Genomic DNA, 22,568 nt, shown 5'->3' with positions numbered 1-22,568 from the left:
CGGGCCGGTCGGCGATCTACAGTGCGCGCATGGGCATCGGGCTGACCACCGACCACCGAGACCTCGCGGCGTCCGCGCGGCGTTTCGCCGAACGGCGGATCTCCCCCAGGACCGCCGACCACCGGGAGTTCTGGGACGACCTGGCCGCGCAGGGGGTGCTCGGCCTGCACGTTCCCGAAGAACACGGAGGCCAGGGGTTCGGGACGCCGGAGCTCGCCGTCGTCCTCGAGGTCCTGGGCGAACGGTGCGCTCCCGGCCCGTTCCTGCCCACGGTGATCGCGTCCGCCCTCATCGCCGGCTCGGGGACGGAGGCGCTCCGGGCCGAACTGCTCCCCCGGCTGGCCGACGGCTCGCTCACCGCCGCCGTGGCGCTCCCGGAGACCTCCCAGGAGGGCCTCGCCCTCGGCGAGCCCGACGCAGGCGTCGTCATCGTGCCCGTGGACGGCCGCTGGGCGGTCCTGCGCTCCGCGGACGTCGCAATCCAGGCCGCAACCGGCCTCGACCTCACCCGGGGGCTCGTCCACGTGTCCGCTGGCGGCGCCGCGGGCGAGGACCGCGTGCTGCCGGACGTGACCTCCGCGACGGTCCGCGACGTGATCGCCGTGCTCGCGGGAGCGGAGGCCTGCGGGGTCGCGGCGTGGGCCGTCTCGACGGCGGCCGAGTACGCCAGGACCCGTGTCCAGTTCGGGCGGCCCATCGGGCAGTTCCAGGGCGTCAAGCACAGGTGCGCCGCGATGCTGGTCGCCCTGGAGCAGGCCAGGGCGGCCGTGTGGGACGCGGCCCGCGCCATCGAGGACGGCCACGGAACCCGGATCGCGGCGGCGGGGGCGGCCGTCGTCGCTCCGGACGCGGCGGTGCGCTGCGCGGCCGACGCGATCCAGGTGCTCGGCGGCATCGGCTACACCTTCGAGCACGACGCCCACCTGTACTACCGGCGGGCCCTCTCGCTCCGCGCGCTGGTCGGCGATCCCGGGGTGTGGGCCGGGCAGGTGACGCGGCTCGCGATGGCGGGCGTCCGCCGGGAGCTCGAGCCCGACCTGCCCGACGAGGCCCTGCCGCTGCGGGAGCGGATCCACGCGGAGGCGGCCCGGCTCGGCGCGCTGGATCCCGCGGAGCGGCGTGCCGGGTTCGCGAGCGGAGGCTGGATGATGCCGCACCTGCCCGAGCCGTGGGGCAGGGCCGCCTCACCGCTGGAACAGGTGATCATCCAGCAGGAGTTCCGGCACCTCGGCCGCCCCAACCTCGGCATCGCGGCGTGGGCCGTCCCCTCCATCGTCCGGTACGGCACACGCGAGCAGCAGGAGCAGTTCCTTCCCGGGACGCTCAGAGGCGAGTTCGTCTGGTGCCAGCTGTTCAGCGAGCCGGGAGCGGGCTCCGACCTGGCGTCGTTGTCGACGAAGGCGGTGCGGGCGGAGGGCGGCTGGCTCATCAGCGGCCAGAAGATCTGGACGTCCCTCGCCCAGTACGCCCATTGGGCGATCTGCCTGGCCAGGACCGACCCGGACGCGCCCAAGCACGAGGGCATCACCTACTTCCTGGTGGACATGTCGTCCCCGGGCGTGGAGGTCCGCCCGCTCAAGGAGATCAACGGCGACGAGATCTTCAACCAGGTCTTCCTCGACGACGTCTTCGTGCCGGACTCGCTGGTGGTGGGAGAGCCCGGACAGGGATGGCGGGTCGCGAGGGACACCCTGTCGCACGAGCGGGTGTCTCTCGGCGACTCCTGGGGCCCCGGCTCTCAGCACGGCGACATGGCCGGCCATCTCGCCAAGGCCGGGCCGTTACGGGAGTCACAGCTCGAGGAGGCGGGCCGGCTCTACGCCGAGGGTCACGCCATCTCGGCCCTCGGCCTGCGGGTCACCCTGGCGCGGCTCGAGGGGACGGACTCCGGCGCCGCCTCCAGCGTGCGCAAACTGCTCGGCATGGGGCAGGCGCAGCGGGTCTCGGAGTTCTGCTGGTCGCTGGACCCCGCCGACCCCCACTGGAGCCGGATGATCCTCACCACGAGGGCCTTCACGATCGGCGGCGGCACGACCGAGGTGCAGTTGAACATCATCGGAGAGCGCGCCCTCGGTCTCCCCCGCGATCCCTGACCGCGGCAGCCCATCGAGCCGGCCCACCCGGCCGGAGGCACCGGCGGCGTCTCGACTCCGAATACCCGATGGCCACGCGAGCTGCGGCGGCGTACGGTGAGTGAGGACGTGATCGCCCCCCGTAAGGAGTGCCGATGGAGCCTTCATCGGACGGCCGGATCCTGCTCTTCATCGCCATCGGCATCGCCCTGTTCGTCGCCGGGCGCAAGTTCCAGCTGATGCTCAACGCGTGGCGGGACTGGCGGAAGGCGGTGGAGGGCCTCCCCAAACTCCGCTCCACGGCCTGGGGAGGCGTCGGGACGATGGTCAGGGTCGGGATGGTCGCGGCCCTGGTGCTCGTGGTCGCGACCATGGTGAACCGCCACGTCTGACCGGCGGTGAAGGCGCTTCCGGGGGCGCCGGACGCGAGCTCAGGCGGTCGCCTCGTCGGCGGACGGCCGCGCCTTCGACGGCTGGACCCGCTTGGGCTCGCCCGGCATCTTGGGGTAGTTCGGCGGGTACGGCATGTCCCCCCTCTCGTCGGCGGCGTACCACTCCAGCAGCGTGTCGAGGGCGAACGCCTGGTCGCCGATCGTCCGATGGACGTCGCCCAGCTTCGCGAACCGCTCAGGCATGGTCCTGATGTCGAAGTCGCCGGGGTCGCAGCCCTCCAGCTCCTCCCAGGTCACCGGGGCGGAGACGCGGGCGTCGGGCCGGGCGCGGACCGAGTAGGCGCCGACCACCGTGCGGTCCAGGGCGTTCTGGTTGAAGTCGATGAAGACCCGCTCGCCGCGTTCCTCCTTCCACCAGGCGGTCGTCGCGAGGTCCGGACGGCGGCGCTCCACCTCGCGGGCGAGGGCGATGCCGGCGTGGCGGACGTCGACGAACGACCAGCGGGGCTCGACGCGGACGGTGATGTGGATGCCGCGGTTCCCCGACGTCTTCGGGAAGCCTTCGACGCCCAACTCCTCGAGGACCTCCCTGGTGGTGAACGCGACCTTCCGCGCCTCCTCGAACCCCGTCCCCGGCTGCGGGTCGATGTCGATGCGCAGTTCGTCGGGGTGTTCCAGGTCGGGGCGGCGCGCGGCCCAGGGATGGAAGTCGATCGTGCCGAGGTTGGCGCACCACGCGAAGGCGGCGACCTCGGTCGGGCAGAAGGCGTCGGCCGTGCGGCCGCTGGGGAATCGCACGGTGGCGGTCTCGATCCAGTCGGGATGCTTGGGCATCCGCTTCTGGTAGATCGCCTCCGACTCGACGCCGTCGGGATGCCGTTTCAGATACGTGGGCCGGTCCCCGAGGGCGCGGAGCACCCCGTCGCCGACGCTGATGTAGTACTCCACCAGGTCGCGCTTGGTGGCCCCGGCGGCGGGAAAGTAGACCTTGTCCGGGTTCGTGACCTTGACGGTCCGTCCACCGGCGTCGATTTCGATGTACGGCGATGCCATGGCTCGGACACTACCCCGGAACAGCCGGGAGAGAGGGTCCGTCCCGGGCTGCCAACGGCGGCCGGACCGGGAGCACCCACGGGCCACCCCGCCCACCCGGCGTGGGGCCCGTGGCCGCGGCGTGGACGGCGCTCACGTGACGAGCGCCGTCTCCGCGACGGGACGGACACAACGGGCCGCCCTCACGGGCGGCATCCTCTTGCCGCCCGACGGCGCCCAGCACGGGTAGGGCGCTTCGCCGCCAGGACGGCGGGACGGGCCGACCCCCTCCCGGAACGGGTGGACGATCAGCCTCCTCATCAGTGAAGACGCAAAAAGAGTGGCGAAAGGATGCTTCGCCGGAAAGAACTCTTGCGGGAAGATCCCCCGGGTGCGCGTGGTTCTTAGTACGTAATCCCCTCAGGGGGCGGCCGCGCTTAGGCTGGTGAACATGGACAAGGTGGTCAAGAGCGACGCCGAGTGGCGCGTGCAGTTGTCGCCCGAGGAGTTCCGCGTCCTCCGGCAGGCGGGGACGGAGCGTCCCTTCATCGGCGAGTACGTGGACACCAAGACGGCAGGCGTCTACTCGTGCCGCGCGTGCGGCGCCGAGTTGTTCCGCTCGGACACGAAGTTCGAGTCCCACTGCGGATGGCCGTCGTTCTTCGAGCCGTCGAAGTCGGAGGCCGTGACCCTCATCGAGGACAACACCCTCGGCATGAGCAGGGTGGAGGTCCGCTGCGCCCGCTGCGACTCCCACCTCGGTCACGTCTTCCACGGTGAGGGCTATCCCACTCCCACCGACGACCGCTACTGCATCAACTCGGTGTCGCTGACTCTGCTGCCCGCAGAGTGACCCGAGGAGTCACCCCTTCCGTACGGCGTGCACGCCCGGGCGCCACGCCGTACGGCGTCACCGGGGCTCGGGGCTGGTGACCCGGCAGTCGGGATCGCCGGGGCCGAGGACGTTGGCGAGGACCGGGTTCCCGTTCTCCCCGAGATCGGCCTGGACGAAGACGACCCGCGAGGTGTCGCCCGCCGCAGCCAGGTATTCCAGCCCCCGCTCGCACAACGTGATCGCCGCGTCGGAGTCGTCGTCGGCCTCCGGGAGGTCGGTGTAGATCCGCAGGTATCCCCCGGTCGTCCGGATATCGCGGACCAGGGCCGACGTGCGGTCCCGCCACCGGGTCCGGAAGTAGGCGACGGCCTTGTCGTCGGTGTAGTCCGACCGTGTCGGCGCCGCCATCCCCACCGCCTCGTCCGGCTCACGCGCGCTGTCGTCTCTCGCACGGACGTCGAGCCGGGTGGCCGGCCACCCGTCCGGTCCCGGGGACTCGGGAGCCGTACGGGACCCGGACGGCCACAGCTGGACCGGCCCGATCGTCACGAGGACGGCCGTCGCCGTCACCGCCGCGCCCACGCACCCCTCGACGACCCAACTCCGGGTCCGGGTCTTGCGACGGCGCCCTCTGGAACGTGCCACGTGCCTCGACACGGCGGCCTCACCTGCGTAGGGGATTTCCACCGAGTATGACAAAGATCACAATGTCTCACCGGCGGTTTTCCCTCATCAGGGCAGCGCGGCGACGAGCTCGCTGACGGGCTTGCGGGTGCCCGTGTAGAAGGGGATCTCGACCCGGGTGTGCCGCCGGGCCTCGGCTCCGCGCAGATGACGCATCAGGTCGACGATCCGGTGGAGCTCGTCGGCCTCGAAGGCGAGCATCCACTCGAAGTCGTTGAGCGCGAAGCAGGCGACGGTGTTGGCCCGCACGTCGGGGTAGTCGCGCGCCATCTTGCCGTGCTCGGCGAGCATCCGCCTGCGGTCGGCGTCGTCCAGCAGGTACCACTCCAGCGACCTGACGAACGGGTAGACGCAGACGAAGCCCTTCGGCTCCTCGTCGGCCAGGAAGGCCGGGATGTGCGACTTGTTGAACTCGGCGGGCCGGTGCAGGGCCATCGCCGACCAGACGGGCTCGCTGGCCCGGCCGAGCTCCGTGCGGCGCAGACGCGTGTAGACCTCCTGGAGGTCCTCCGCGGAGGGCGCGTGCCACCAGAACATGTAGTCGGCGTCCGCCCGGAAGCCGGAGACGTCATAGCACCCGCGGGTCACCACGTCCTTGCCCGCCGACTGCTCCAGGAGCTCGCTCACCTCGCCGGCGACGGCCTCGCGGCCGGGCGGGAGCTGGTCACGGAGCCGGAAGACCGACCACATCGTGTAGCGGATTACCTGGTTGAGATCACGCGCCTTGGGCCGCGCGGTGCCGTCCGTCATAGGCCCCATTCTGCCGCCTCAGGTGTCCGGCTCCTCCCGCGCCCCGGCCGTGGGCCGGGCGTTCAGGTGATCGAGGACGCGGGCGGCGGCCGTGCGGCCCGTGGCGATGCAGGCGGGGATGCCGACCCCGTCGTAGGCGGCTCCGCACACGGCCAGGCCGGGGTGGGCCGCCACCGCGGCGCGGACGCGAGCCACCCGGTCGAGATGACCCACGTCGTACTGCGGAAGCGCGCCGCCCCACCGGGTGACCCGGGTGTCGATCGGCAGCCCGCGCACGCCCATGGTCTCGGTCATCTCGTTCATCGCGAAGGCCACGAGCTCGGCGTCGTCCCGCTGGAGCAGGGCCTCCTCCCCCAGCCGCCCGATCGAGCAGCGCACGAGGACCAGGTTCGGGTCGGCCTCTCCGAGGTGCGGCCACTTGGTGGTGCTGAACGTCACGGCCTTGACCGGCCTGCCCTCGACCGGCGGCACGAGGTATCCGCTGCCGGACGGCGGTTCGGGGAAGGCGGCCCTGGGATACGCGAGCGTGACGATCGCCATGCTGGCGTACTCGATCCCGGCCAGTTCCGCCGCGGCCCTCGGCACCTCCCGCTCCAGCAGCCGCGCGGCGGCGGTGGCGGGCACGGCCAGGATGACGGCGTCGGCCTCGACGGCCTCCTCGTCCCGGGTGGGGCCGGTGATCAGCCGCCAGCCGTCCGGGGTGCGCACGAGGTCGCGGACCATCACCCCGGTGCGGACCTCGGCGCCGGACGCCGCGGCCACGGCGGCGGGCAGGCCGCCCAGGCCGGCCTTGAGGGTGGTGAAGACCGGGCCTGCGTCCTTCGGCGTCTTGGCCGCCAGGTCCCTGGCCGCCTTGAGCAGGGACCGCTCCGTGCGGGCCGCCGCGGCGACGCCGGGCATCGTGGCCTCGAGGGAGAGCGTCTCGGCCCGGCCCGCGTAGACCCCGCCGAGCAGCGGCTCGATCATCCGGTCCACGACCTCGCCTCCGACGCGCGCCCTGATGTACGCGGCGACCGAGACGTCGGTCGTGACCAGCGTCGGAGGAAGGACCTGGTCCAGCGGCACCCGGGCCAGGCCGCCAGGCGTCAGGATGCCCGAGCGGGCGAGCGCCGCCACGTCGGACGGCACGCCCATCACGTGTCCCTTGGGCAGGAGGCGCAGGGCCCCTCTGGACAGGATGGCCGACGTGGTCGTGCCCGGGTTCACGAGCATGTCGCCGAGACCGAGGTGCCGCGCCAGTTCCTTGCCCTCGGGTCGCCGCGCCAGCATGGCCTCGGCCCCGGCGTCGATCTCCACGCCGCCGACCTCGGAGGAGAACAGCTTGCCTCCCGTACGCGTGGCGCCGTCGAGCACGGTGATCCGCAACGTCGGGTCGCCGCGGTGAAGATGCCACGCGGCGGCCAGGCCGGCGATGCCCGCCCCCACGACGACCACGTGCCGGTCAGAGGTCCCGTCCATATCGACAGAAGTTACCGTCCCGTATCTGCGGCCCCGGCACCGCGGTACAAGGTCACGGGCCGGACTCCGGACGATCACCCAGCGAGATCGACACGTGACGGCATCGTGACACCGGTACCGAAACCCGCCCGTGCGGGGATCCGTCTCTAGGGCATGAAACGAATCCGGTACGGCGTCGCCCTCGTCGCGGCGACCGTTTTCCTGATCTCGGGATGTGGCTCCGGCTCGGAATCGGGCATGTCGAGCACGGCCGACGGCGCGGCCGCCCCAGCGGCCCCTGAGACGGTCACCGGCCAGGCCGCCGCCGGCGGCTCCGGGGGGTCCGTGGGGTCCTCCGCCGGCCCCGGCGCGCCCAGGGCGGACAACGCCAAGATCGTGACCTCGGACAGGTCCGTCGTGCAGACGGCGGAACTCACCGTGCAGGCCAAGAACGTGATGGGCGCGGCCGACAACGCGCGCCAGATCGTGACCTCGGCCGGCGGCTACGCCTCCGACGAGAAGAGCACCTCCCAACCGGGCAACGACATCGCGGTCGTCACCTTCAAGGTCCCCCCGGCCCAGTACACGGACGTGCTGGCGCGGCTCGGCCGCGACCTGGGCAAACGGATCTCGCAGCGGCAGGGGACCGAGGACGTCACCGGGGAGGTCGCCGACGTCGCCAGCCGGGTGAAGTCCGCCGAGTCCTCACTCGCCCAGTTCCGCCGGCTGCTGTCGAAGGCCACGGCGATCGGCGAGATCATGGACATCGAGCGGGAGATCTCCAGCAGGGAGGCCGATCTCGAGTCACTGCAGGCCCGGCAGCGGGCGCTCTCGGAGCGGACCGGCATGGCGACCATCACCCTCACTGTGGTCCTGCCGCCGACGCCGACTCAGGCGGCGAGGGCCGCCGAGCCGGAGGGGCCGAGCTTCCTCTCGGGTCTGGAGAAGGGCTGGGAGACGCTGGTGGCGTCGACCGGGGTCGCGCTCGCCGTGCTGGGCGCGCTGCTCCCGTGGCTCGTCGTCGCCGCCGTCATCTGGGTGGCCGTCGTCGCCGTGATGCGCCTCGTCAGGCCAAACCGTAAGGCGGCCGGCGCACCGGCGAAGGGACCCGGCGGCCAGCCGCCGGTGCCGGTGATGGCGGGCAGTCCGCCGACTGGAACAGCCGCGGGGGCTCCCTCCGGGCCTCCCACCGGCCCTCCTGCCGGCCCGCCGCACGGTGGCCAGCCAGGTGGTCCGCAGCAAGGGCCTCCGGCCGGGCGGTGAGACTCAGCGCGCGGACACCTCGTGAACGAGGTCGGTGAGCCGCGCCAGCTGGCCGGGGTCGGTGGACGGGAGCACGCCGTGCCCGAGGTTGAACACGTGCCCCTCCGCCACCCGGCCACGCTCCACCACCTCGCGGGCGCGCTCGTCGACCACCTTCCAGGGGGCGAGCAGGATCGCGGGGTCGAGGTTGCCCTGGAGCGCCTTGCCCGCGCCGACCCGCAGTGCCGCCTCGTCCAGCGGCACCCGCCAGTCGACGCCGACCACGTCGGCCCCGGCCTCGCCCATGAGGCCCAGCAGCTCACCCGTGCCGACGCCGAAGTGGATCCGCGGCACCCCGAGGTCGGCCAGCTCCGTGAAGATCCGGCTGGTGTGGGGAAGCACGTAGGTCCGGTAGTCCTGCGGGGCGACCGCGCCGACCCAGGAGTCGAACAGCTGCACCGCCGACGCGCCCGCGGCGGCCTGGACGCGGAGGAATGCCAGGGTGATGGTGGTGAGCCGGTCCATCAGCTCGTGCCACAGCTCGGGCTCGCCGTACATCATGGCCTTGGTGCGGTCGTGGTTCTTGGAGGGGCCGCCCTCGATCAGGTACGACGCGAGCGTGAAGGGCCCGCCCGCGAAGCCGATCAGCGGAGTCGAGTCGAGCTCCTTGACGAGCGCCTCCACCGCCTCCGTGATGTACGGGACGTCGTCCGGCTCCAGCGGCCGCAGGCGGGCGACCCCGGCGTGGTCCCCGATCGGCGACTCCACGACCGGGCCGACGCCGGGCTTGATGTCCAGGTCCACCCCGATGGCCTTCAACGGCACCACGATGTCGCTGAAGAAGATCGCCGCGTCCACGCCGTACCGGCGGACGGGCTGCATGGTGATCTCCACGACGAGATCCGGGGTGGCGCACGCGGTGAGCATCGCGACCCCCTCCCTGACGCGCCGGTACTCGGGCAGCGAGCGCCCGGCCTGGCGCATGAACCAGACGGGGGTGTGCGGGACGGGCTCGCGCCGGCAGGCGCGGAGGAAGGCGGACTCGGCCAGCTGGGGATTCACTCCCCCAGCGTCCCATGCCGGACGAGCGCCCGGTGCGCCAACCTCTCAGCTCGGCGCGGCCATAGAATGATCTTCGTCGACGCCCGGCACGGCGCGGCACGCACGGCGCCAATGATCGGTATGGTTGGCCCACCCCGTCGTGTGAATCCCCTCACAGCTCGGCAAAATGTTCGTCAAACGACCATCCGGCATCGATTCCAATGCCACTTTCGAGACACGCCGAGCGCGTTGCGGGGAAATGTCGGCGGGACGTGCCAACGTCGGAGCAGTCCTGAGCGACCGACACGACCGCGGATCCGACGAGAGGCCCGGAGCGATGACTTCGATGTGGAGTTCCCCCGAACGCCGCACTGAGCACTGTGCCGGCTGCGACGCCGAGCGCACGTTCGAGCGGCTCCCCTGCCCGGACGGGCACGACGAGTGTCCCGAGTTCCTCTGCATGACCTGCGGGGGCGCCCTGCTGCTTGCGACGGCGACGGCTTGACCACCATCCATGCCCCCCATCGCCACCCCCGTGCTACGCGCTCTGCCGAATCCGACCTACTCTTCGGTCATGACCCTCGGTGAACCGCCGGCGCCTCCAGCCGCCTTCCGGCGCGCTCTGGAGACGCTGCGCCCCGCCGAGGTGCGGCCGGAGATCGAGCTGGAGGACATCCCCGCCCCCCAGCGCCTCGCCCCCTATTCGGGAGCGGTCGGAGCCTCCGTGTACCGCGACGACGACGAGCTCGCCGTCGGCCGCCTGATCATGCTGTTCGACCCGGACGGCCAGCGTGGCTGGGAGGGCCCGTTCCGCCTGGTCGCCTACGTGCGCGCCGACATGGAGCCGGAGATCACCTCCGACCCGCTGCTCGGGCCGGTAGCGTGGAGCTGGCTCACCGAGGCGCTCGACTCCCACGGCGCGAGCTACGCCGCCGCCGGCGGCACGGTCACCCGCGCGGTGTCGGAGGGCTTCGGCAACAAGGCCGAGGATCCCGTCACCACTGAGCTGGAGTTGCGGGCGTCCTGGTCGCCGCTGGACGAGGACCTGTCCGCACACGTCGCCGCCTGGTGCGACCTGATGTGCCTCGCGGCGGGCATCCCGCCGCTACCCCCCGACGTCGCGGCGCTCCACCCGCGCCCGGCCCGCCGAGAAGATCCGAAAGTTCCTTAACCTGTGACCGAGAACCTGTGACCGAACCCGAAGTCCAGCCCCTGTTGGAGCCGCGAGAAGGTATTCCGCCCGTCATCGAGGACCCGGCGGCTCTGGAGGCTGCCGTGCGCGCCTTCGCCGGGGGCACCGGCCCCGTGGCCGTCGACGCCGAGCGCGCCTCGGGCTACCGCTACAGCGGCCGGGCCTACCTCGTCCAGCTTCGCCGTACGGGCGCGGGCAGCGCCCTCGTCGACCCGATCGGGTGCCCCGACCTGAGCGGGCTCGACCACGCCCTCGAAGACGCCGAGATCGTGCTGCACGCGGCGACGCAGGACCTGCCGTGCCTGTCCGAGATCGGCTTCCGGCCGCGGCGGCTGTTCGACACCGAGCTGGCGGGAAGGCTCCTCGGGTACGAGCGGGTCGGGCTCGGCACGATGGTGGAGGTCGTCCTCGGGTTGCGGCTGGAGAAGGGGCACTCGGCGGCCGACTGGTCGACCCGGCCCCTTCCCGAGGCCTGGCTGCGGTACGCCGCGCTCGACGTCGAGGTGCTGATCGAGCTCCGCGACGCGCTGCACGCGGAGCTCGAGTCCACCGGCAAGCTCGACTGGGCGCTGGAGGAGTTCGCCTCCATCGTCGCCGCCCCCGCCCACCCGCCGAGGAGCGATCCGTGGCGGCGGACCTCGGGCATCCACCGCGTGCGCACGCTGCGCGGCCTGGCCGTCGTCCGCGAGTTGTGGACGCTCAGGGACGAGATCGCCCGGACCTCCGACCTCGCGCCCGGCCGGGTGCTGCCGGACTCGGCGATCGTGCAGGCCGCGCTCGACCAGCCGCGGACCACCAAGGCGCTCACCGAGATCGCCCCCTTCACGGGCCGCAGCGCCCGGCGTCACCTGCGTGACTGGCTGGGAGCCGTGACCCGGGCGCGCGGACTGGCCGAGTCGGATCTGCCGCAACCGGTCGGGCCGGGGGACGGCCCGCCTCCCGCCAACCGGTGGGCCGACCGCGACCCCGCCGCCGCGCGACGGCTCGCGGCGGTTCGCACGGTGGTCGCGGCGCTCGCCGACGAGCACCGCATGCCGATCGAGAACCTGCTCCAGCCGGACGCGGTGCGCCGGCTCGCGTGGGAGCCTCCCGCGGACCTGTCCGACGAGGCTGTAGCCGATCGGCTGCGCGGGCTGGGAGCCCGGGAGTGGCAGATCGCGCTGACCGCGCACCCGATGGCCAAGTCCCTCGAACGCCTGGAGATCAAGGGCGAGGTCTGACCGTCTCACCTCGGGGCCCCACCGCCGAGGGAGCCGCCCTGTCCCTCTTGTGACGCCTGTCGGGGGCGGTGTTATCCTCGCCGGGAAAGCGCTTTCCCCCCTCGATCAGGAGTGCTTCGGATGAGCGACCGCGTTCTCGGCGTCGTGATGAGCGGTGTGAGCGGGCGGATGGGATACCGCCAGCATCTGGTCCGTTCCGTTCTCGCCATCAACGAGCAGGGCGGGGTGACCCTGTCCGACGGCAGCCGGGTGCGCCTGCGCCCCGTGCTCGTCGGCCGCAGCCTCGGCAAGCTCGCCGACATCGCCGCACGGCACGGCGTCGCCGACTACACCACCGACCTGGACGCCGCCCTGGCCGACCCGGCCAACGAAATCTACTTCGACGCCCAGGTCACACAGGCGCGGGTCCCCGCGACGCTCAAGGCGATCGCGCGGGGCAAGCACGTCTACACCGAGAAGCCGACCGCCGACACTCTCGCCGACGCCGTGCGGCTGGCCCGGGCAGCCGAGGACGCCGGGGTGAAGAACGGCGTCGTGCAGGACAAGCTCTTCCTGCCTGGCCTGCTCAAGCTCAAGCGCCTCGTCGACGGCGGGTTCTTCGGCCGGATCCTCTCGGTCCGCGGCGATTTCGGCTACTGGGTGTTCGAGGGCGACTGGCAGCCGGCGCAACGCCCCTCGTGGAACTACCGGGCCGAGGACGGCGGCGGCATCGTGCTCGACATGTTCCCGCACTGGACCTACGTGCTGGAGAACCTCTTCGGCCGGGTGGAATCGGTGTACGCGCACGTCAGCACGCACATCCCGGAGCGCTGGGACGAGAACGGCAAGGCGTACGCGGCGACCGCCGACGACGCGGCCTACGGCGTCTTCGAGCTCGAAGGCGGCATCGTGGCCCAGATCAACTCCTCCTGGGCGGTCCGGGTGAACCGCGACGAACTGGTGGAGTTCCAGGTGGACGGAACCCACGGCAGCGCGGTCGCCGGGCTGCGCGAGTGCCGGATCCAGCACCGCACCGGCACACCCCGGCCGGTCTGGAACCCCGACCTGCCCGTCACCGAGTCGTTCCGCGACCAGTGGCAGCGGGTGCCGGACAACGCCGACTTCGACAACGGCTTCAAGATCCAGTGGGAGATGTTCGTCCGCCACGTGCTGGAGGACGCCCCCTTCCCGTACTCGTTCGCCGCCGGTGCTCGTGGCGTTCAGATCGCCGAGCTCGGGCTCCGCTCCCACGCGGAGGGTCGCCGCCTCCAGGTGGAGGGGCTGTGACCGGTCCCGTCATCTCGCTGCCCGGGACGCGAGAGCCGTACGAACTGGGGGAACCCGTCGCCTGGGCGCGCCCGGGCGGCCCGCCGACGCGCCGGGTCGCCTACGCGGCGGCGCACGTGGTCGCGGACGCCCGGGAGGACAACGGGCCCGGCCGGCCCGCCGCGGTCGACTGGGACGCCACGCTGCGTTTCCGGCGGCACCTGTGGTCGTACGGCTTCCGCGTCGCGGACGCCATGGACACCGCGCAGCGGAACATGGGCCTGGACTGGCCCGCGACGCGCGAGCTGATCGCGCGCAGCGCCGCCGAGGCCCGGTCGCTGGGCGACCCCGCCGACCTGCTGGCCTGCGGCGCGGGCACCGACCACGCGCCGGACGCCGGCTCGCTCGACACGGTCACCGCCGCCTACCTGGAGCAGATGGAGACGGTCCGCACGACGGGCGCCGGGGTGATCCTCATGGCCAGCCGTCAGCTCGCCCGGGTCGCACGAGGGCCCGAGGACTACCACACGGTGTACGGCAGGCTCCTCGGCCAGGCGGACCGGCCGGTGATCCTGCACTGGCTGGGCGAGATGTTCGACCCTCGGCTCGCCGGGTATTGGGGTTCGGCCGACGTGGAGAAGGCCACCGAGTCGTTCCTCGCCCTCGTCCGCGAGCACGCCTCCAAGGTGGAGGGCGTCAAGGTGTCGCTGTTGGACGAGGACCACGAGGTGCGCCTGCGCGCGGCCCTGCCGGAGGGCGTGCGGCTCTACACCGGGGACGACTTCAACTACCCCTCGCTCATCAGATCGGGGTCGCACGCGCTGCTGGGGATCTTCGACGCCATTGCCCCGGCGGCCGCGGCCGCGCTGGAGGCGCTGGATCGGGCCGAGGCGGCCGGAGACACGGAGGATCAGACCCGAAATTTCGCCATTTATGACGAGACATTCGGGCCGACGGTGGCGTTGTCGCGGAAGATCTTCGAGGCCCCGACCTTCCATTACAAGACGGGGATCGTTTTCCTCGCCTGGCTGGCGGGACACCAGGACGACTTCGTCATGGTGAACGGCGCCCAGTCGGCCCGGTCGGTCGAGCACCTCGCCGAGGTCTTCCGTCTCGCCGACCAGGCCGGCCTGCTCCCCGACCCCGACCTGGCCGTCCACCGCATGACCACCCTCCTCCGGGGGTGCGGGTGAGGCTGGAACGGTTGTCGTTGAACCAGTGGACGACCAGGCGGTGGTCGGTGGCGGAGGCCGTCGCCGGGTGCGTACGGCACGGCCTGCCGGCCATCGGCCTGTGGCGGCAGAACGTCGCCGAGCAGGGGCTGGACGAGACCGTCCGCCTGGTGAAGGACGCGGGCCTCCGGGTGTCCTCGCTCTGCCGCGGCGGGTTCCTCACCGCGCCCGATTTCGAGGCGGACAACCGTCGGGCTATCGACGAGGCGGCGGCGCTGGAGGCCGCCTGCCTGGTCATGGTGGTCGGCGGCCTGCCTGGGGTCGTGCCGGGCGAACCCCTGGGCGAGATCTCGCGCGACCTTCCCGCCGCCAGGGAAAGGGTCGCCGAGGCGCTGGCCCTGCTCGCCCCCTACGCCGCGGAGCGCGGTGTGCGACTGGCCCTCGAGCCGCTCCACCCCGTCTACTGCGCCGACAGGGCCGTGTTGTCGACCCTCGGCCAGGCGCTCGACCTCGCCGCGCCGTACGCACCGGAGACGGTCGGGGTGGTGATCGACACCTTCCACGTCTGGTGGGACCCGCAAGTCTTCGAGCAGATCGGACGGGCGGGGCGGGAGGGGCGCATCGCCTCCTACCAGGTCTGCGACTTCCTGAGCCCGCTTCCCGACGTGCTGCTCGGCCGCGGCATGATGGGCGACGGGGTGATCGACTTCGGGCCGCTGACCGGCGCCGTCGCCGCTGCCGGCTACGCGGGCGACGTGGAGGTGGAGATCTTCAACGCCGACGTCTGGGCCGCCGACCCCGACGAGGTCGTCGCCACGATGAAGAACCGCTTCGAACGTCTCGTCGTCACACGCGTGTGACGCTGTCGCGCAGCACGACCTGGCCCTCGACGCCGACCACGGTCGCCGGAGCGCCGGACAGGGCCAGGTCGACCGCCCTGGCCCCCATGTCCGCCAGCGGCAGCCGTACGGTCGACAGGGCCGGCGTCAGGTCGCGCAGGGTGGCGATGTCGTCGAAGCCCGCCACCGAGACGTCGTCGGGCACGCGCACTCCCCGGTCCCGCAGGGCGGCGAGCGCGCCTACGGCCATGACGTCGTTGACGGCGAACACGCACGTGGCGTCCGCGATCTCCTGGACCGCCGTGTAGCCGCCGTCGCGGTCGAACGAGCCGTGCACGATCCGCGGCTCGGGCAGGCCGAGTTCCTTGAGCGCCTCGGTGAAGCCGGTGCGGCGGTCGATCGCCGTGACCATGTGGGGCGGGCCCGCCAGCACGGCGAACCGGGTGTGCCCGAGCGCGGCGAGGGACCTCGCCAGGTCGGCCGCGCCCTCACGGTTGGCGGGGGCGACCGTGGCGACGCCGAGCAGGTCCTGCCCCACGCAGGCGACGCGGCCGCCCGTCTCCTGGTAGCGGCCGAGTTCGGCCCGCAGCCGGTCGGTCATGGCGGAGTCGGTGACGCGGGATCCGGCGATCAGGACCGCACGCACCCGCTGCGCGTGGAGGGTCGAGACATAGGCGATCTCACGTTCGGGGTCGCGGTGGGTGGTGCCGACCATGACCATGTGACCGCGGGCGTCAGCGGCTCGCATCGCGCCGTCGGCGATGGCCGCGAAGTAGGGGTCGACGAGGTCGTGGACGACCAGCCCGATGACGTCGCTCGCACCCCGGGCGAGGGTCTGGGCGGCCACGTTGGTCCGGTATCCGAGCTCGGCGGCGGCCTTTTCCACTCGCTCCCGCATCACCCGCCCGACCTGGCGTGAGCTGCCGTTGAGCACGCGCGACGCCGTCGCGAGCGATACCCCGGCATGCCGTGCGACGTCCTCAAGTGTGACCACACGACCTCCCACGACGAGGAAAGCGGTTTCCAGTATGGCAAGGCGATCCGCGCACCCCCCGATCCGGGCACTGGTTACTGGCCAGTAGCATTGGCTTCGGAAGCTGCCGAGCAGTAGGAGCGAATCCCCGTGCCCGCATCCCGTGAAGTCGTCTTCGTCGACGGCGTTCGGACGCCTTTCGGCAAATCGGGCCCCAAGGGCCTGTACGCCGAGACCCGCGCCGACGATCTGGTCGTCCGTGTCATCCGTGAGCTGATGCGGCGCAATCCGAACCTCCCGCCCGACCGGGTGGACGAGGTCGCGATCGCGGCCACCACGCAGATCGGCGACCAGGGCCTGACCATCGGCCGGTCGGCGGCCGTGCTCGCCGGGCTGCCCAAGTCGGTGCCCGGTTACGCCATCGACCGCATGTGCGCCGGCGCGATGACCGCCGTCACCAGCGTCGCGGGGGGCATCTCCTTCGGCGCCTACGACGTGGCCATCGCCGGCGGAGTCGAGCACATGGGCCGCCACCCGATGGGCGAGGGCGTCGACCCCAACCCCCGGTTCCTGTCCGAGCAGCTCGTGGACGGCTCGGCCCTGATCATGGGAATGACGGCGGAGAACCTGCACGACCGGTACCCCTCCATCACCAAGGACCGCGCCGACGCGTTCGCCGTGGCGTCGCAGGAGAAGGTCGCCAAGGCGTACGCCGACGGCAGGATCCAGCCCGACCTGGTGCCGACGGCGACGCGCAAGGCCGCCGAGGGCTGGGGACTGGCCACCGTCGACGAGGCGCCCCGCCCGGGCACCACGCTCGAGGGACTGAGCGCGCTGAAGACCCCGTTCCGCGCGCACGGCCGGGTCACCGCGGGCAACGCCTCCGGCATCAACGACGGCGCGACGGGCTGCATCGTCGCCGCCGAGGAGGTCGCCCGGGAGCTGGGCCTGACCCCGAAGATGCGCCTGGTCTCCTACGCGTTCGCCGGTGTGGACCCCGAGGTCATGGGCGTGGGCCCCATCCCCTCCACCGAGCGGGCGCTGCGCCTGGCCGGGCTGTCCATCGATGACATCGGCCTGTTCGAGATCAACGAGGCGTTCGCCGTCCAGGTGCTCGCCTTCCTGGAGCACTTCGGCATCGCCGACGACGACCCCCGTGTGAACCCGTACGGCGGCGCGATCGCGTTCGGCCACCCCCTCGCCTCCTCGGGCGTGCGGCTGATGACGCAGCTGGCACGGGAGTTCGCCGAGCACCCGGACGTCAGGTACGGCATCACGACGATGTGCGTCGGCATGGGCATGGGCGGCACGGTCATCTGGGAGAACCTGGCATGAGCAACGTCGAGAACTGGAAGTCCCTCCTCGCGGGGAAGAACGCCGACGAGGTCGTCACCAAGGCCGTCGTGCGCGACGTCGACCTGCCGTACGGCGCGGGCACCATGGCCCTGATCACGCTGGACAACGGCTTCGACCACACCAAGCCCAACACCTTCGGCCCGCAGGGACTGCTCGCGCTCGACGAGGCCCTGGACGGCGTCGCGGCCCGGACCGACGTCGTGGCCGTGGGCGTCGTCGGCAAGCCGTTCATCTTCGCTGTCGGGGCCGACCTCACCGGGGTCGCCTCGGTGACCTCGCGCGAGGAGGCCAAGGCCATCGGCGCGCTCGGCCACCACGTTTTCCGCCGTTTCGGCGAGCTGGGCGTGCCCTCGTTCGCCTTCGTGAACGGCGCGGCGATGGGCGGCGGCCTGGAGATCGCGCTGCACTGCGTCTACCGGACGATCTCCTCCGGAGTCCCGGCCGTCGCGCTCCCCGAGTGTTTCCTCGGCCTGGTGCCCGGGTGGGGCGGCACCCAGTTGCTCCCCCGCCTGATCGGCCCCGAGAAGGCCCTCAAGCTGATCATCGAGAACCCGCTTTCCCAGAACCGCATGATCAAGGGACGGGACGCGTTCGAACTGGGCATCGCCGACGCGATGTTCGAGCCGGCGGACTTCCTGGAGGAGTCACTGCGCTGGGCCGCCCAGGTGCTGCGCGGCGAGGCGACCGTGGAGCGGGTCTCCCACACCGACGCCGACTGGACGCCCGTCATCGACCAGGCGCGCACGCTCGTCGACCTCAAGTTGCGCGGCGCCTCCCCCGCGCCTTACCGGGCGCTCGACCTCGTGGCCCTGGCCCGTACGGCGTCGCGGGACGAGGGCTTCGCCGCCGAGGACGAGGCCCTGGCCGACCTCCTGATGGGCGACGAGCTGCGGGCCGGGCTGTACGCCTTCGACCTGGTGCAGCGCCGGGCCAAGCGGCCGGCGGGCGCCCCCGACAAGGCGCTCGCGCGCAAGGTCACCAAGGTCGGCGTCGTGGGGGCCGGGCTGATGGCCTCCCAGCTCGCGCTGCTGTTCGCGCGCCGGCTCGAGGTGCCGGTCGTGCTGACCGACCTCGACCAGGACCGCCTCGACAAGGGCGTCGGCTACGTGCACGCCGAGATCGGCAAGCTGCAGGCCAAGGGCCGGATCTCGGGCGACCAGGCCAACCGGCTGAAGGCCCTGGTCACCGGTTCGCTCACCAAGGACGCGTTCGCGGACGCCGACTTCGTCATCGAGGCCGTCTTCGAGGACCTCAAGGTCAAGCAGCAGGTCTTCGCCGAGGTCGAGGCGGTCGTCTCCGAGACGTGCGTGCTCGCCACCAACACCTCCTCGTTGTCGATCACGGAGATGGCCGCCGGGCTGCGTCACCCTGAGCGCGTGGTCGGCTTCCACTTCTTCAACCCGGTCGCCGTGCTGCCGCTGCTCGAGATCGTGCGCGGCGCGGCCACCGACGACGCGACGCTGGCGACGGCCTTCTCCGTCGGCAAGTCGCTCAAGAAGTCGTCGGTGCTGGTCAAGGACGCCCCGGCGTTCGTCGTCAACCGGCTGCTGACCCGCTTCATGGGCGAGGTGATCGCCGCCGTCGACGAGGGCACCCCCCTCGAGACGGCCGACCACGCGCTCGACGGCCTCGGCCTGCCGATGACGCCGTTCGCCCTGCTGCAGCTCGTCGGCCCCGCCGTCGCCCTGCACGTCGCGGAGACCATGCACGCGGCCTTCCCCGACCGTTACGGCGTGTCGGAGAACCTGGCCAAGCTGGTCGCGGCGGGCAGGCCGGGCCTCTACGGAGCCGACTTCCAGATCGATCCGCAGGCCCGGGCGCTGTTCGAGGGTGGTTCCCAGCCGTCGACCGGCGAGCAGGTGCGCCTGCGGGCGCTGCGGGCACTGGCGCAGGAGATCCGGCTCATGCTGGACGAGGGCGTCGTCTCGGCGGCCGAGGACATCGACCTGTGCATGATCCTCGGCGCCGGCTGGCCGTTCCACACCGGCGGCGTCACGCCGTACCTGGACAGGACCGGCGTCTCCGAGGAGGTCACCGGCGGCCGGTTCCTGGCCCCCGGAGTCGCCTCGGTCCCCACGGCCTGACCGGCCGGACCTTCACCCGGTGCCGCGGCTCATCGGCCGCGGCACTAGGTGCGGTCGTCCTCCTCCGAGTCGGCCAGATGCCGCTCGGCGAGCCGGGCGAGTTCGACTCTGGACGCGATGCCGAGCTTGCTGAAGACATGGCGGAGGTGAGTGGACACCGTGTGGGGCGAGAGGAACATCTGCGCGGCCGCATGTCGGTTGGTCAACCCTTTGGCGACCAGAGCGGCGACGGCCCGTTCGGTGTCGGTCAGGCTGGCCCAGCCGGTGGCCGGGCGCTCGGTACGAGCCCAGTGCCGATGGCGGACGCCCAGCTTCCGCAGCCGAGCCCTGACCCGGGCCACGTCACGTAGCGCTCCGATCCTCTCGTAGCCGTCGAGCGCCTCTTCGAAGCTGCCGACGGCGGTCCGATCACCTGATCGGCCGGTGTCCTCGAGTAGGAGGACACCGAGATCTTCGGCGGCCGAGGCCCGGCCCCACGGGTCCGGATGATCGGTGACGGCGACGGCCAGGGCGGCGGCGTCCTTGTGAAGCACACCCCGAGCATGGGCGGCCGCGGCGGCAAGCACAGGGAAGCCCGGATTGTTCCGCGCCAGCTCCTCCGCTGTGCCGACGACGTGCTCCGCGTACCGCCGCTCCCCCGTAGCCAGTGCGAGCCTGGTCATCCAGGCGGCCGCGGTGGCCTCGACGAGAAGCGTCCAGCGCCTTTCCCGCGCATCGGTGTAGGCGACGCGGAACACGTCCAGCGCCCGGTCTGGATCTCCTGTGGCATCCACGACCACTGCCCGCGCCCATCTCCCCCACGCACCGCCGTACATCATTCCCCGCGCGCCGCGCTCGGAGCGGTAACGGTCGATGCACTGGACGGCCGAGTCGAGGTCACCGCGCCGGACGAAGACGATCGCGAGCACGCAGAGTCCCACGAGATCGAATACGTGTGCGCCCAGCTCCTCGTCGATCATCAGCCCGGTCTCGGCCTCGGCCACGGCGTCGTCGAGCCGGCCTTCGGCCAGCCTCAGGCAGCTGCGGAAGAACGCGGGTTGTGCGGCCTGAACGGTCTGCCCAAGCATCTCGATCTCCTCGGCGAGGGCCTGGATGGACAGCTCGGCCTCCTCGAGTCGCCGCACGAACTTGTAGTTCATGCTCAGCAGCATGCGGGGGAACGGGCGTTCGATGGCCTCGACCGAGCCCGTGCTCGCGATCCGCACCGCCTCCTGAAGGTGGCGGAACGAGTCGGCGACCTTCCCGTCGACCATGGCGAACTGGCCGAGCAGCATGTGCGCGCCGACCAACGCGGTGTCGTCGCGGTACTCCCGATCGGCCAGAACGGCTTCCGCGCGCTCGCGCCCCTTCCAGAAGTCGCGCAGTGACATCAGTCCCCAGAAGAGGGCCGACTCGGCGAAGCCCCTGAGATCGTCGGAGACATCAGGCCGGGCGAGCACGCCTTCGGCTTCGGCGACCGCGTCGCCGGGCCGGCCGCTCAGTACCAGTGCGTACGCCAGCGCGCATCGCAGGCGCAGGGCGGCACCGGGCGGAGCCGTACCCAGCGTTTCGCGGGCGAGCCGGGTCGCCTCCGCCACCTGCCCGGTCATCGTCAGGGCGTCCACCGCGGTCGCGACCCGGTCGAAGCGGCCGGGGTCGGTGGGATCGCTGATCTCGATCGCCCGCATGGCCAGGTCGAGCGCGGTTTGCGGGGAGGTCGTGAGCACTTCGCGCGCCGCACGGTCCAAGCCGAGGAGGGCGCGGGCGTCACCGGGCAGGGCGCTCTTGATGAGATGCGGGGCGGCCGGTACGGCGGAGCCGCGGCTGTCGAGCAGCGTCAGCCCCGCCTCCCTGTGGAGCGCCAGCCGGACCGGTGAGGCCAGTGTCTCCAGCACGGCGTGCCGCAGCAGTTCGTGCCGGAAGGCCAGCCGGTCGACGCCAGCCACCAGGATGCCCGCCGTCATCGCCTCGTCCAGCATCCAGATCAGCTCACTGGTCGGTTTGCCGAGCATCGCGGCCAGATCGCCCACGGAGATCGCCTGGCCCAGGATCCCGGCCACCTGCACCAGGTTGCGGGTCGCCGGGGAGAGGTCGTCGATGCGCTTACGTGTGATCGTCTGGACCCACGGCTGCTGTTCCGATGTCAGTCGCACGTGACCGTCGGCCGTCTCGACCAGGCCCTCCGCGGTGAGCTTGCCGAGCGTCTCGACGAGCAGGAAGGGGTTCCCCTCCGCCAGCGCCGCCAAGGCGAGCACATCGGGCCCGGGCGCGGCGCCCAGGACGTCCGTGGCGACCTCCGTCACCGCTTGCTCGTCCAGCGCCTCGAGCATGCTCCGGTCGGCGCCGTCCCGCTCCAGGCCGCCATACAGTCGGTCCAGAGGGGAGACGGGACCGCCGTCCGTCGTGCGCGCCAACATCCACACGAGCGGGTACGAGCTGAGATCCCGCACCATCGACCGGATCGCCAGCAGGGTCAGCGGATCGGCCCACTGCAGCTCGTCGAGGGTGAGCAGTGCCGCCCTCCGCGCCACCAGCCTCTCCAACGGCTCGCACACCTCACGCACCAGCATGAGCCGCATGTCCGCAGAAGACGGGGCGTTCATGCGCCCAGCGGCCAACCGGCCGCCGTGAATCTCCTCGACCGCAGATTTCAGGGGGGCCAGCGGAGCCAGCTCCAGCTCGTCCGCGGCGCCCCGGCCGACCTGGAACCTCGCCGACGCCGCGACGTCAGCGGCCTTCTTGAGCAGGCAGGTCTTGCCCATCCCCGCCCGGCCCTCGATCAGCACCACGCCGCCCCGGCCTTCTCGGGCCGCCCGCAACGCCCTCGCCACAAGGTCCCACTCCCGCGCACGGCCACGCCAGCCCGGCCATGACGACCGTCCGGAGTCCGGCCCGCCCGCGGCCGCCCGTTCCTGCGAAGAAGCGCCCGCCACAACCCCGAGCTTACGGCTCGCGTGACTTCGCACAGGCTGCCGACCTCGCCGTGGCCTATGCGTATGCGGTATGCAATATCGCCCATACAT

At 71.9% G+C, this 22,568-nt stretch carries 19 protein-coding genes; 12 read left to right on the top strand and 7 right to left on the bottom strand.

Annotated features, from left to right (window positions below; all coding sequences use genetic code 11):
* The first annotated feature begins 29 nt into the window (after positions 1 to 29).
* Positions 30 to 2,093 carry an acyl-CoA dehydrogenase family protein gene (locus Pph01_RS16760; protein WP_204074006.1) on the top strand — a complete coding sequence of 688 codons (2,064 nt, stop codon included), beginning with the start codon at positions 30 to 32 and terminating at the stop codon, positions 2,091 to 2,093.
* Positions 2,094 to 2,227: 134 nt separating this feature from the next.
* On the top strand, positions 2,228 to 2,464 hold the full coding sequence (locus tag Pph01_RS16755; RefSeq protein ID WP_204074005.1) for a hypothetical protein: 237 nt from the start codon (positions 2,228 to 2,230) through the stop codon (positions 2,462 to 2,464).
* A gap of 39 nt (positions 2,465 to 2,503) precedes the next feature.
* Here the strand turns inward: Pph01_RS16755 and ligD are convergent, their stop codons facing one another.
* A complete protein-coding gene (gene ligD / locus Pph01_RS16750) occupies positions 2,504 to 3,517 on the bottom strand; it encodes a non-homologous end-joining DNA ligase (protein ID WP_204074004.1) in 1,014 nt (337 codons plus the stop codon).
* Between the two features lie 430 nt (positions 3,518 to 3,947).
* On the opposite strand from ligD, the gene msrB reads away from it, so the two are divergent.
* On the top strand, positions 3,948 to 4,349 hold the full coding sequence (msrB, locus tag Pph01_RS16745; RefSeq protein WP_204074003.1) for a peptide-methionine (R)-S-oxide reductase MsrB: 402 nt from the start codon (positions 3,948 to 3,950) through the stop codon (positions 4,347 to 4,349).
* A gap of 57 nt (positions 4,350 to 4,406) precedes the next feature.
* On the opposite strand, the gene Pph01_RS16740 is transcribed toward msrB, so the two are convergent.
* From Pph01_RS16740 to hemG, 3 genes are all read right to left on the bottom strand, one after another.
* Positions 4,407 to 4,976: a hypothetical protein gene (locus Pph01_RS16740; RefSeq protein ID WP_204074002.1), complete on the bottom strand. Its 570-nt coding sequence runs from the start codon at positions 4,974 to 4,976 to the stop codon at positions 4,407 to 4,409.
* A gap of 87 nt (positions 4,977 to 5,063) precedes the next feature.
* Positions 5,064 to 5,765, bottom strand: a complete 702-nt coding sequence (hemQ, locus tag Pph01_RS16735; protein ID WP_204074001.1) for a hydrogen peroxide-dependent heme synthase — start codon at positions 5,763 to 5,765, stop codon at positions 5,064 to 5,066.
* Between the two features lie 18 nt (positions 5,766 to 5,783).
* A complete protein-coding gene (hemG, locus tag Pph01_RS16730) occupies positions 5,784 to 7,223 on the bottom strand; it encodes a protoporphyrinogen oxidase (protein ID WP_204074000.1) in 1,440 nt (479 codons plus the stop codon).
* Between the two features lie 153 nt (positions 7,224 to 7,376).
* Between hemG and Pph01_RS16725 the strand changes: the two genes are divergently transcribed.
* A complete protein-coding gene (locus Pph01_RS16725; protein ID WP_204073999.1) occupies positions 7,377 to 8,465 on the top strand; it encodes a DUF4349 domain-containing protein in 1,089 nt (362 codons plus the stop codon).
* 3 nt (positions 8,466 to 8,468) lie between these two features.
* Here Pph01_RS16725 and hemE read toward each other — a convergent pair whose 3' ends face one another.
* Positions 8,469 to 9,506 carry a uroporphyrinogen decarboxylase gene (hemE, locus tag Pph01_RS16720; RefSeq protein ID WP_204073998.1) on the bottom strand — a complete coding sequence of 346 codons (1,038 nt, stop codon included), beginning with the start codon at positions 9,504 to 9,506 and terminating at the stop codon, positions 8,469 to 8,471.
* A 325-nt stretch (positions 9,507 to 9,831) separates the two neighbouring features.
* Here hemE and Pph01_RS16715 point away from each other — a divergent pair, with 325 nt between their 5' ends.
* The 6 genes from Pph01_RS16715 to Pph01_RS16690 all read left to right on the top strand — a co-directional run bounded on the left by Pph01_RS16715 (position 9,832) and on the right by Pph01_RS16690 (position 15,174).
* Positions 9,832 to 9,990: a hypothetical protein gene (locus Pph01_RS16715; protein WP_204073997.1), complete on the top strand. Its 159-nt coding sequence runs from the start codon at positions 9,832 to 9,834 to the stop codon at positions 9,988 to 9,990.
* A 69-nt stretch (positions 9,991 to 10,059) separates the two neighbouring features.
* Complete coding sequence (locus tag Pph01_RS16710; RefSeq protein ID WP_204073996.1) at positions 10,060 to 10,656, top strand: DUF3000 domain-containing protein; 597 nt, start codon at positions 10,060 to 10,062, stop codon at positions 10,654 to 10,656.
* 17 nt (positions 10,657 to 10,673) lie between these two features.
* Positions 10,674 to 11,897 (top strand): HRDC domain-containing protein, encoded by a 1,224-nt coding sequence (locus tag Pph01_RS16705; RefSeq protein WP_204073995.1) that lies wholly within the window; start codon positions 10,674 to 10,676, stop codon positions 11,895 to 11,897.
* Between the two features lie 120 nt (positions 11,898 to 12,017).
* On the top strand, positions 12,018 to 13,163 hold the full coding sequence (locus Pph01_RS16700; protein ID WP_204073994.1) for a Gfo/Idh/MocA family protein: 1,146 nt from the start codon (positions 12,018 to 12,020) through the stop codon (positions 13,161 to 13,163).
* Positions 13,160 to 14,335, top strand: coding sequence for a dihydrodipicolinate synthase family protein (locus tag Pph01_RS16695; RefSeq protein WP_373315670.1), 1,176 nt, complete (start codon positions 13,160 to 13,162; stop codon positions 14,333 to 14,335). Before Pph01_RS16700 ends, Pph01_RS16695 begins: the two co-directional genes overlap by 4 nt.
* Entirely contained in the window at positions 14,326 to 15,174 is an 849-nt protein-coding gene (locus Pph01_RS16690) for a sugar phosphate isomerase/epimerase family protein (RefSeq protein WP_204073993.1), read from the top strand. Before Pph01_RS16695 ends, Pph01_RS16690 begins: the two co-directional genes overlap by 10 nt.
* Here Pph01_RS16690 and Pph01_RS16685 read toward each other — a convergent pair.
* Positions 15,161 to 16,147: a LacI family DNA-binding transcriptional regulator gene (locus tag Pph01_RS16685; protein ID WP_204073992.1), complete on the bottom strand. Its 987-nt coding sequence runs from the start codon at positions 16,145 to 16,147 to the stop codon at positions 15,161 to 15,163. The genes Pph01_RS16690 and Pph01_RS16685 overlap by 14 nt on opposite strands.
* A 129-nt stretch (positions 16,148 to 16,276) precedes the next feature.
* Here Pph01_RS16685 and Pph01_RS16680 point away from each other — a divergent pair, with 129 nt between their 5' ends.
* Both Pph01_RS16680 and Pph01_RS16675 read left to right on the top strand, forming a co-directional pair.
* Entirely contained in the window at positions 16,277 to 17,461 is a 1,185-nt protein-coding gene (locus Pph01_RS16680) for a thiolase family protein (RefSeq protein ID WP_204073991.1), read from the top strand.
* The gene (locus Pph01_RS16675; RefSeq protein WP_204073990.1) at positions 17,458 to 19,566 is read left to right on the top strand and encodes a 3-hydroxyacyl-CoA dehydrogenase NAD-binding domain-containing protein; all 2,109 of its coding nucleotides are present in this window, start codon (positions 17,458 to 17,460) and stop codon (positions 19,564 to 19,566) included. The genes Pph01_RS16680 and Pph01_RS16675 overlap by 4 nt, the downstream gene beginning before the upstream one ends.
* A 44-nt stretch (positions 19,567 to 19,610) precedes the next feature.
* Here the strand turns inward: Pph01_RS16675 and Pph01_RS16670 are convergent, their stop codons facing one another.
* Positions 19,611 to 22,478, bottom strand: a complete 2,868-nt coding sequence (locus Pph01_RS16670; RefSeq protein WP_204073989.1) for a helix-turn-helix transcriptional regulator — start codon at positions 22,476 to 22,478, stop codon at positions 19,611 to 19,613.
* Between the last annotated feature and the right edge of the window lie 90 nt (positions 22,479 to 22,568).

The sequence above is a fragment of the Planotetraspora phitsanulokensis genome (genome assembly GCF_016863295.1).
Lineage (GTDB): Bacteria > Actinomycetota > Actinomycetes > Streptosporangiales > Streptosporangiaceae > Planotetraspora > Planotetraspora phitsanulokensis.
The sequence above is the reverse complement of the archived record's forward strand: the minus strand, read 5'-3'. Positions and strand labels throughout refer to the sequence as shown.

Excerpts from the sequence above, each read along its gene's own strand:
- Pph01_RS16725 (WP_204073999.1), top strand. The coding sequence starts at position 7,377 with ATGAAACGAATCCGGTACGGCGTCGCCCTCGTCGCGGCGACCGTTTTC.
- Pph01_RS16710 (WP_204073996.1), top strand. The coding sequence starts at position 10,060 with ATGACCCTCGGTGAACCGCCGGCGCCTCCAGCCGCCTTCCGGCGCGCT.
- ligD (WP_204074004.1), bottom strand. The coding sequence starts at position 3,517 with ATGGCATCGCCGTACATCGAAATCGACGCCGGTGGACGGACCGTCAAG.
- msrB (WP_204074003.1), top strand. The coding sequence starts at position 3,948 with ATGGACAAGGTGGTCAAGAGCGACGCCGAGTGGCGCGTGCAGTTGTCG.
- Pph01_RS16700 (WP_204073994.1), top strand. The coding sequence starts at position 12,018 with ATGAGCGACCGCGTTCTCGGCGTCGTGATGAGCGGTGTGAGCGGGCGG.
- hemQ (WP_204074001.1), bottom strand. The coding sequence starts at position 5,765 with ATGACGGACGGCACCGCGCGGCCCAAGGCGCGTGATCTCAACCAGGTA.
- hemG (WP_204074000.1), bottom strand. The coding sequence starts at position 7,223 with ATGGACGGGACCTCTGACCGGCACGTGGTCGTCGTGGGGGCGGGCATC.
- Pph01_RS16675 (WP_204073990.1), top strand. The coding sequence starts at position 17,458 with ATGAGCAACGTCGAGAACTGGAAGTCCCTCCTCGCGGGGAAGAACGCC.
- Pph01_RS16760 (WP_204074006.1), top strand. The coding sequence starts at position 30 with ATGGGCATCGGGCTGACCACCGACCACCGAGACCTCGCGGCGTCCGCG.
- Pph01_RS16715 (WP_204073997.1), top strand. The coding sequence starts at position 9,832 with ATGTGGAGTTCCCCCGAACGCCGCACTGAGCACTGTGCCGGCTGCGAC.
- Pph01_RS16755 (WP_204074005.1), top strand. The coding sequence starts at position 2,228 with ATGGAGCCTTCATCGGACGGCCGGATCCTGCTCTTCATCGCCATCGGC.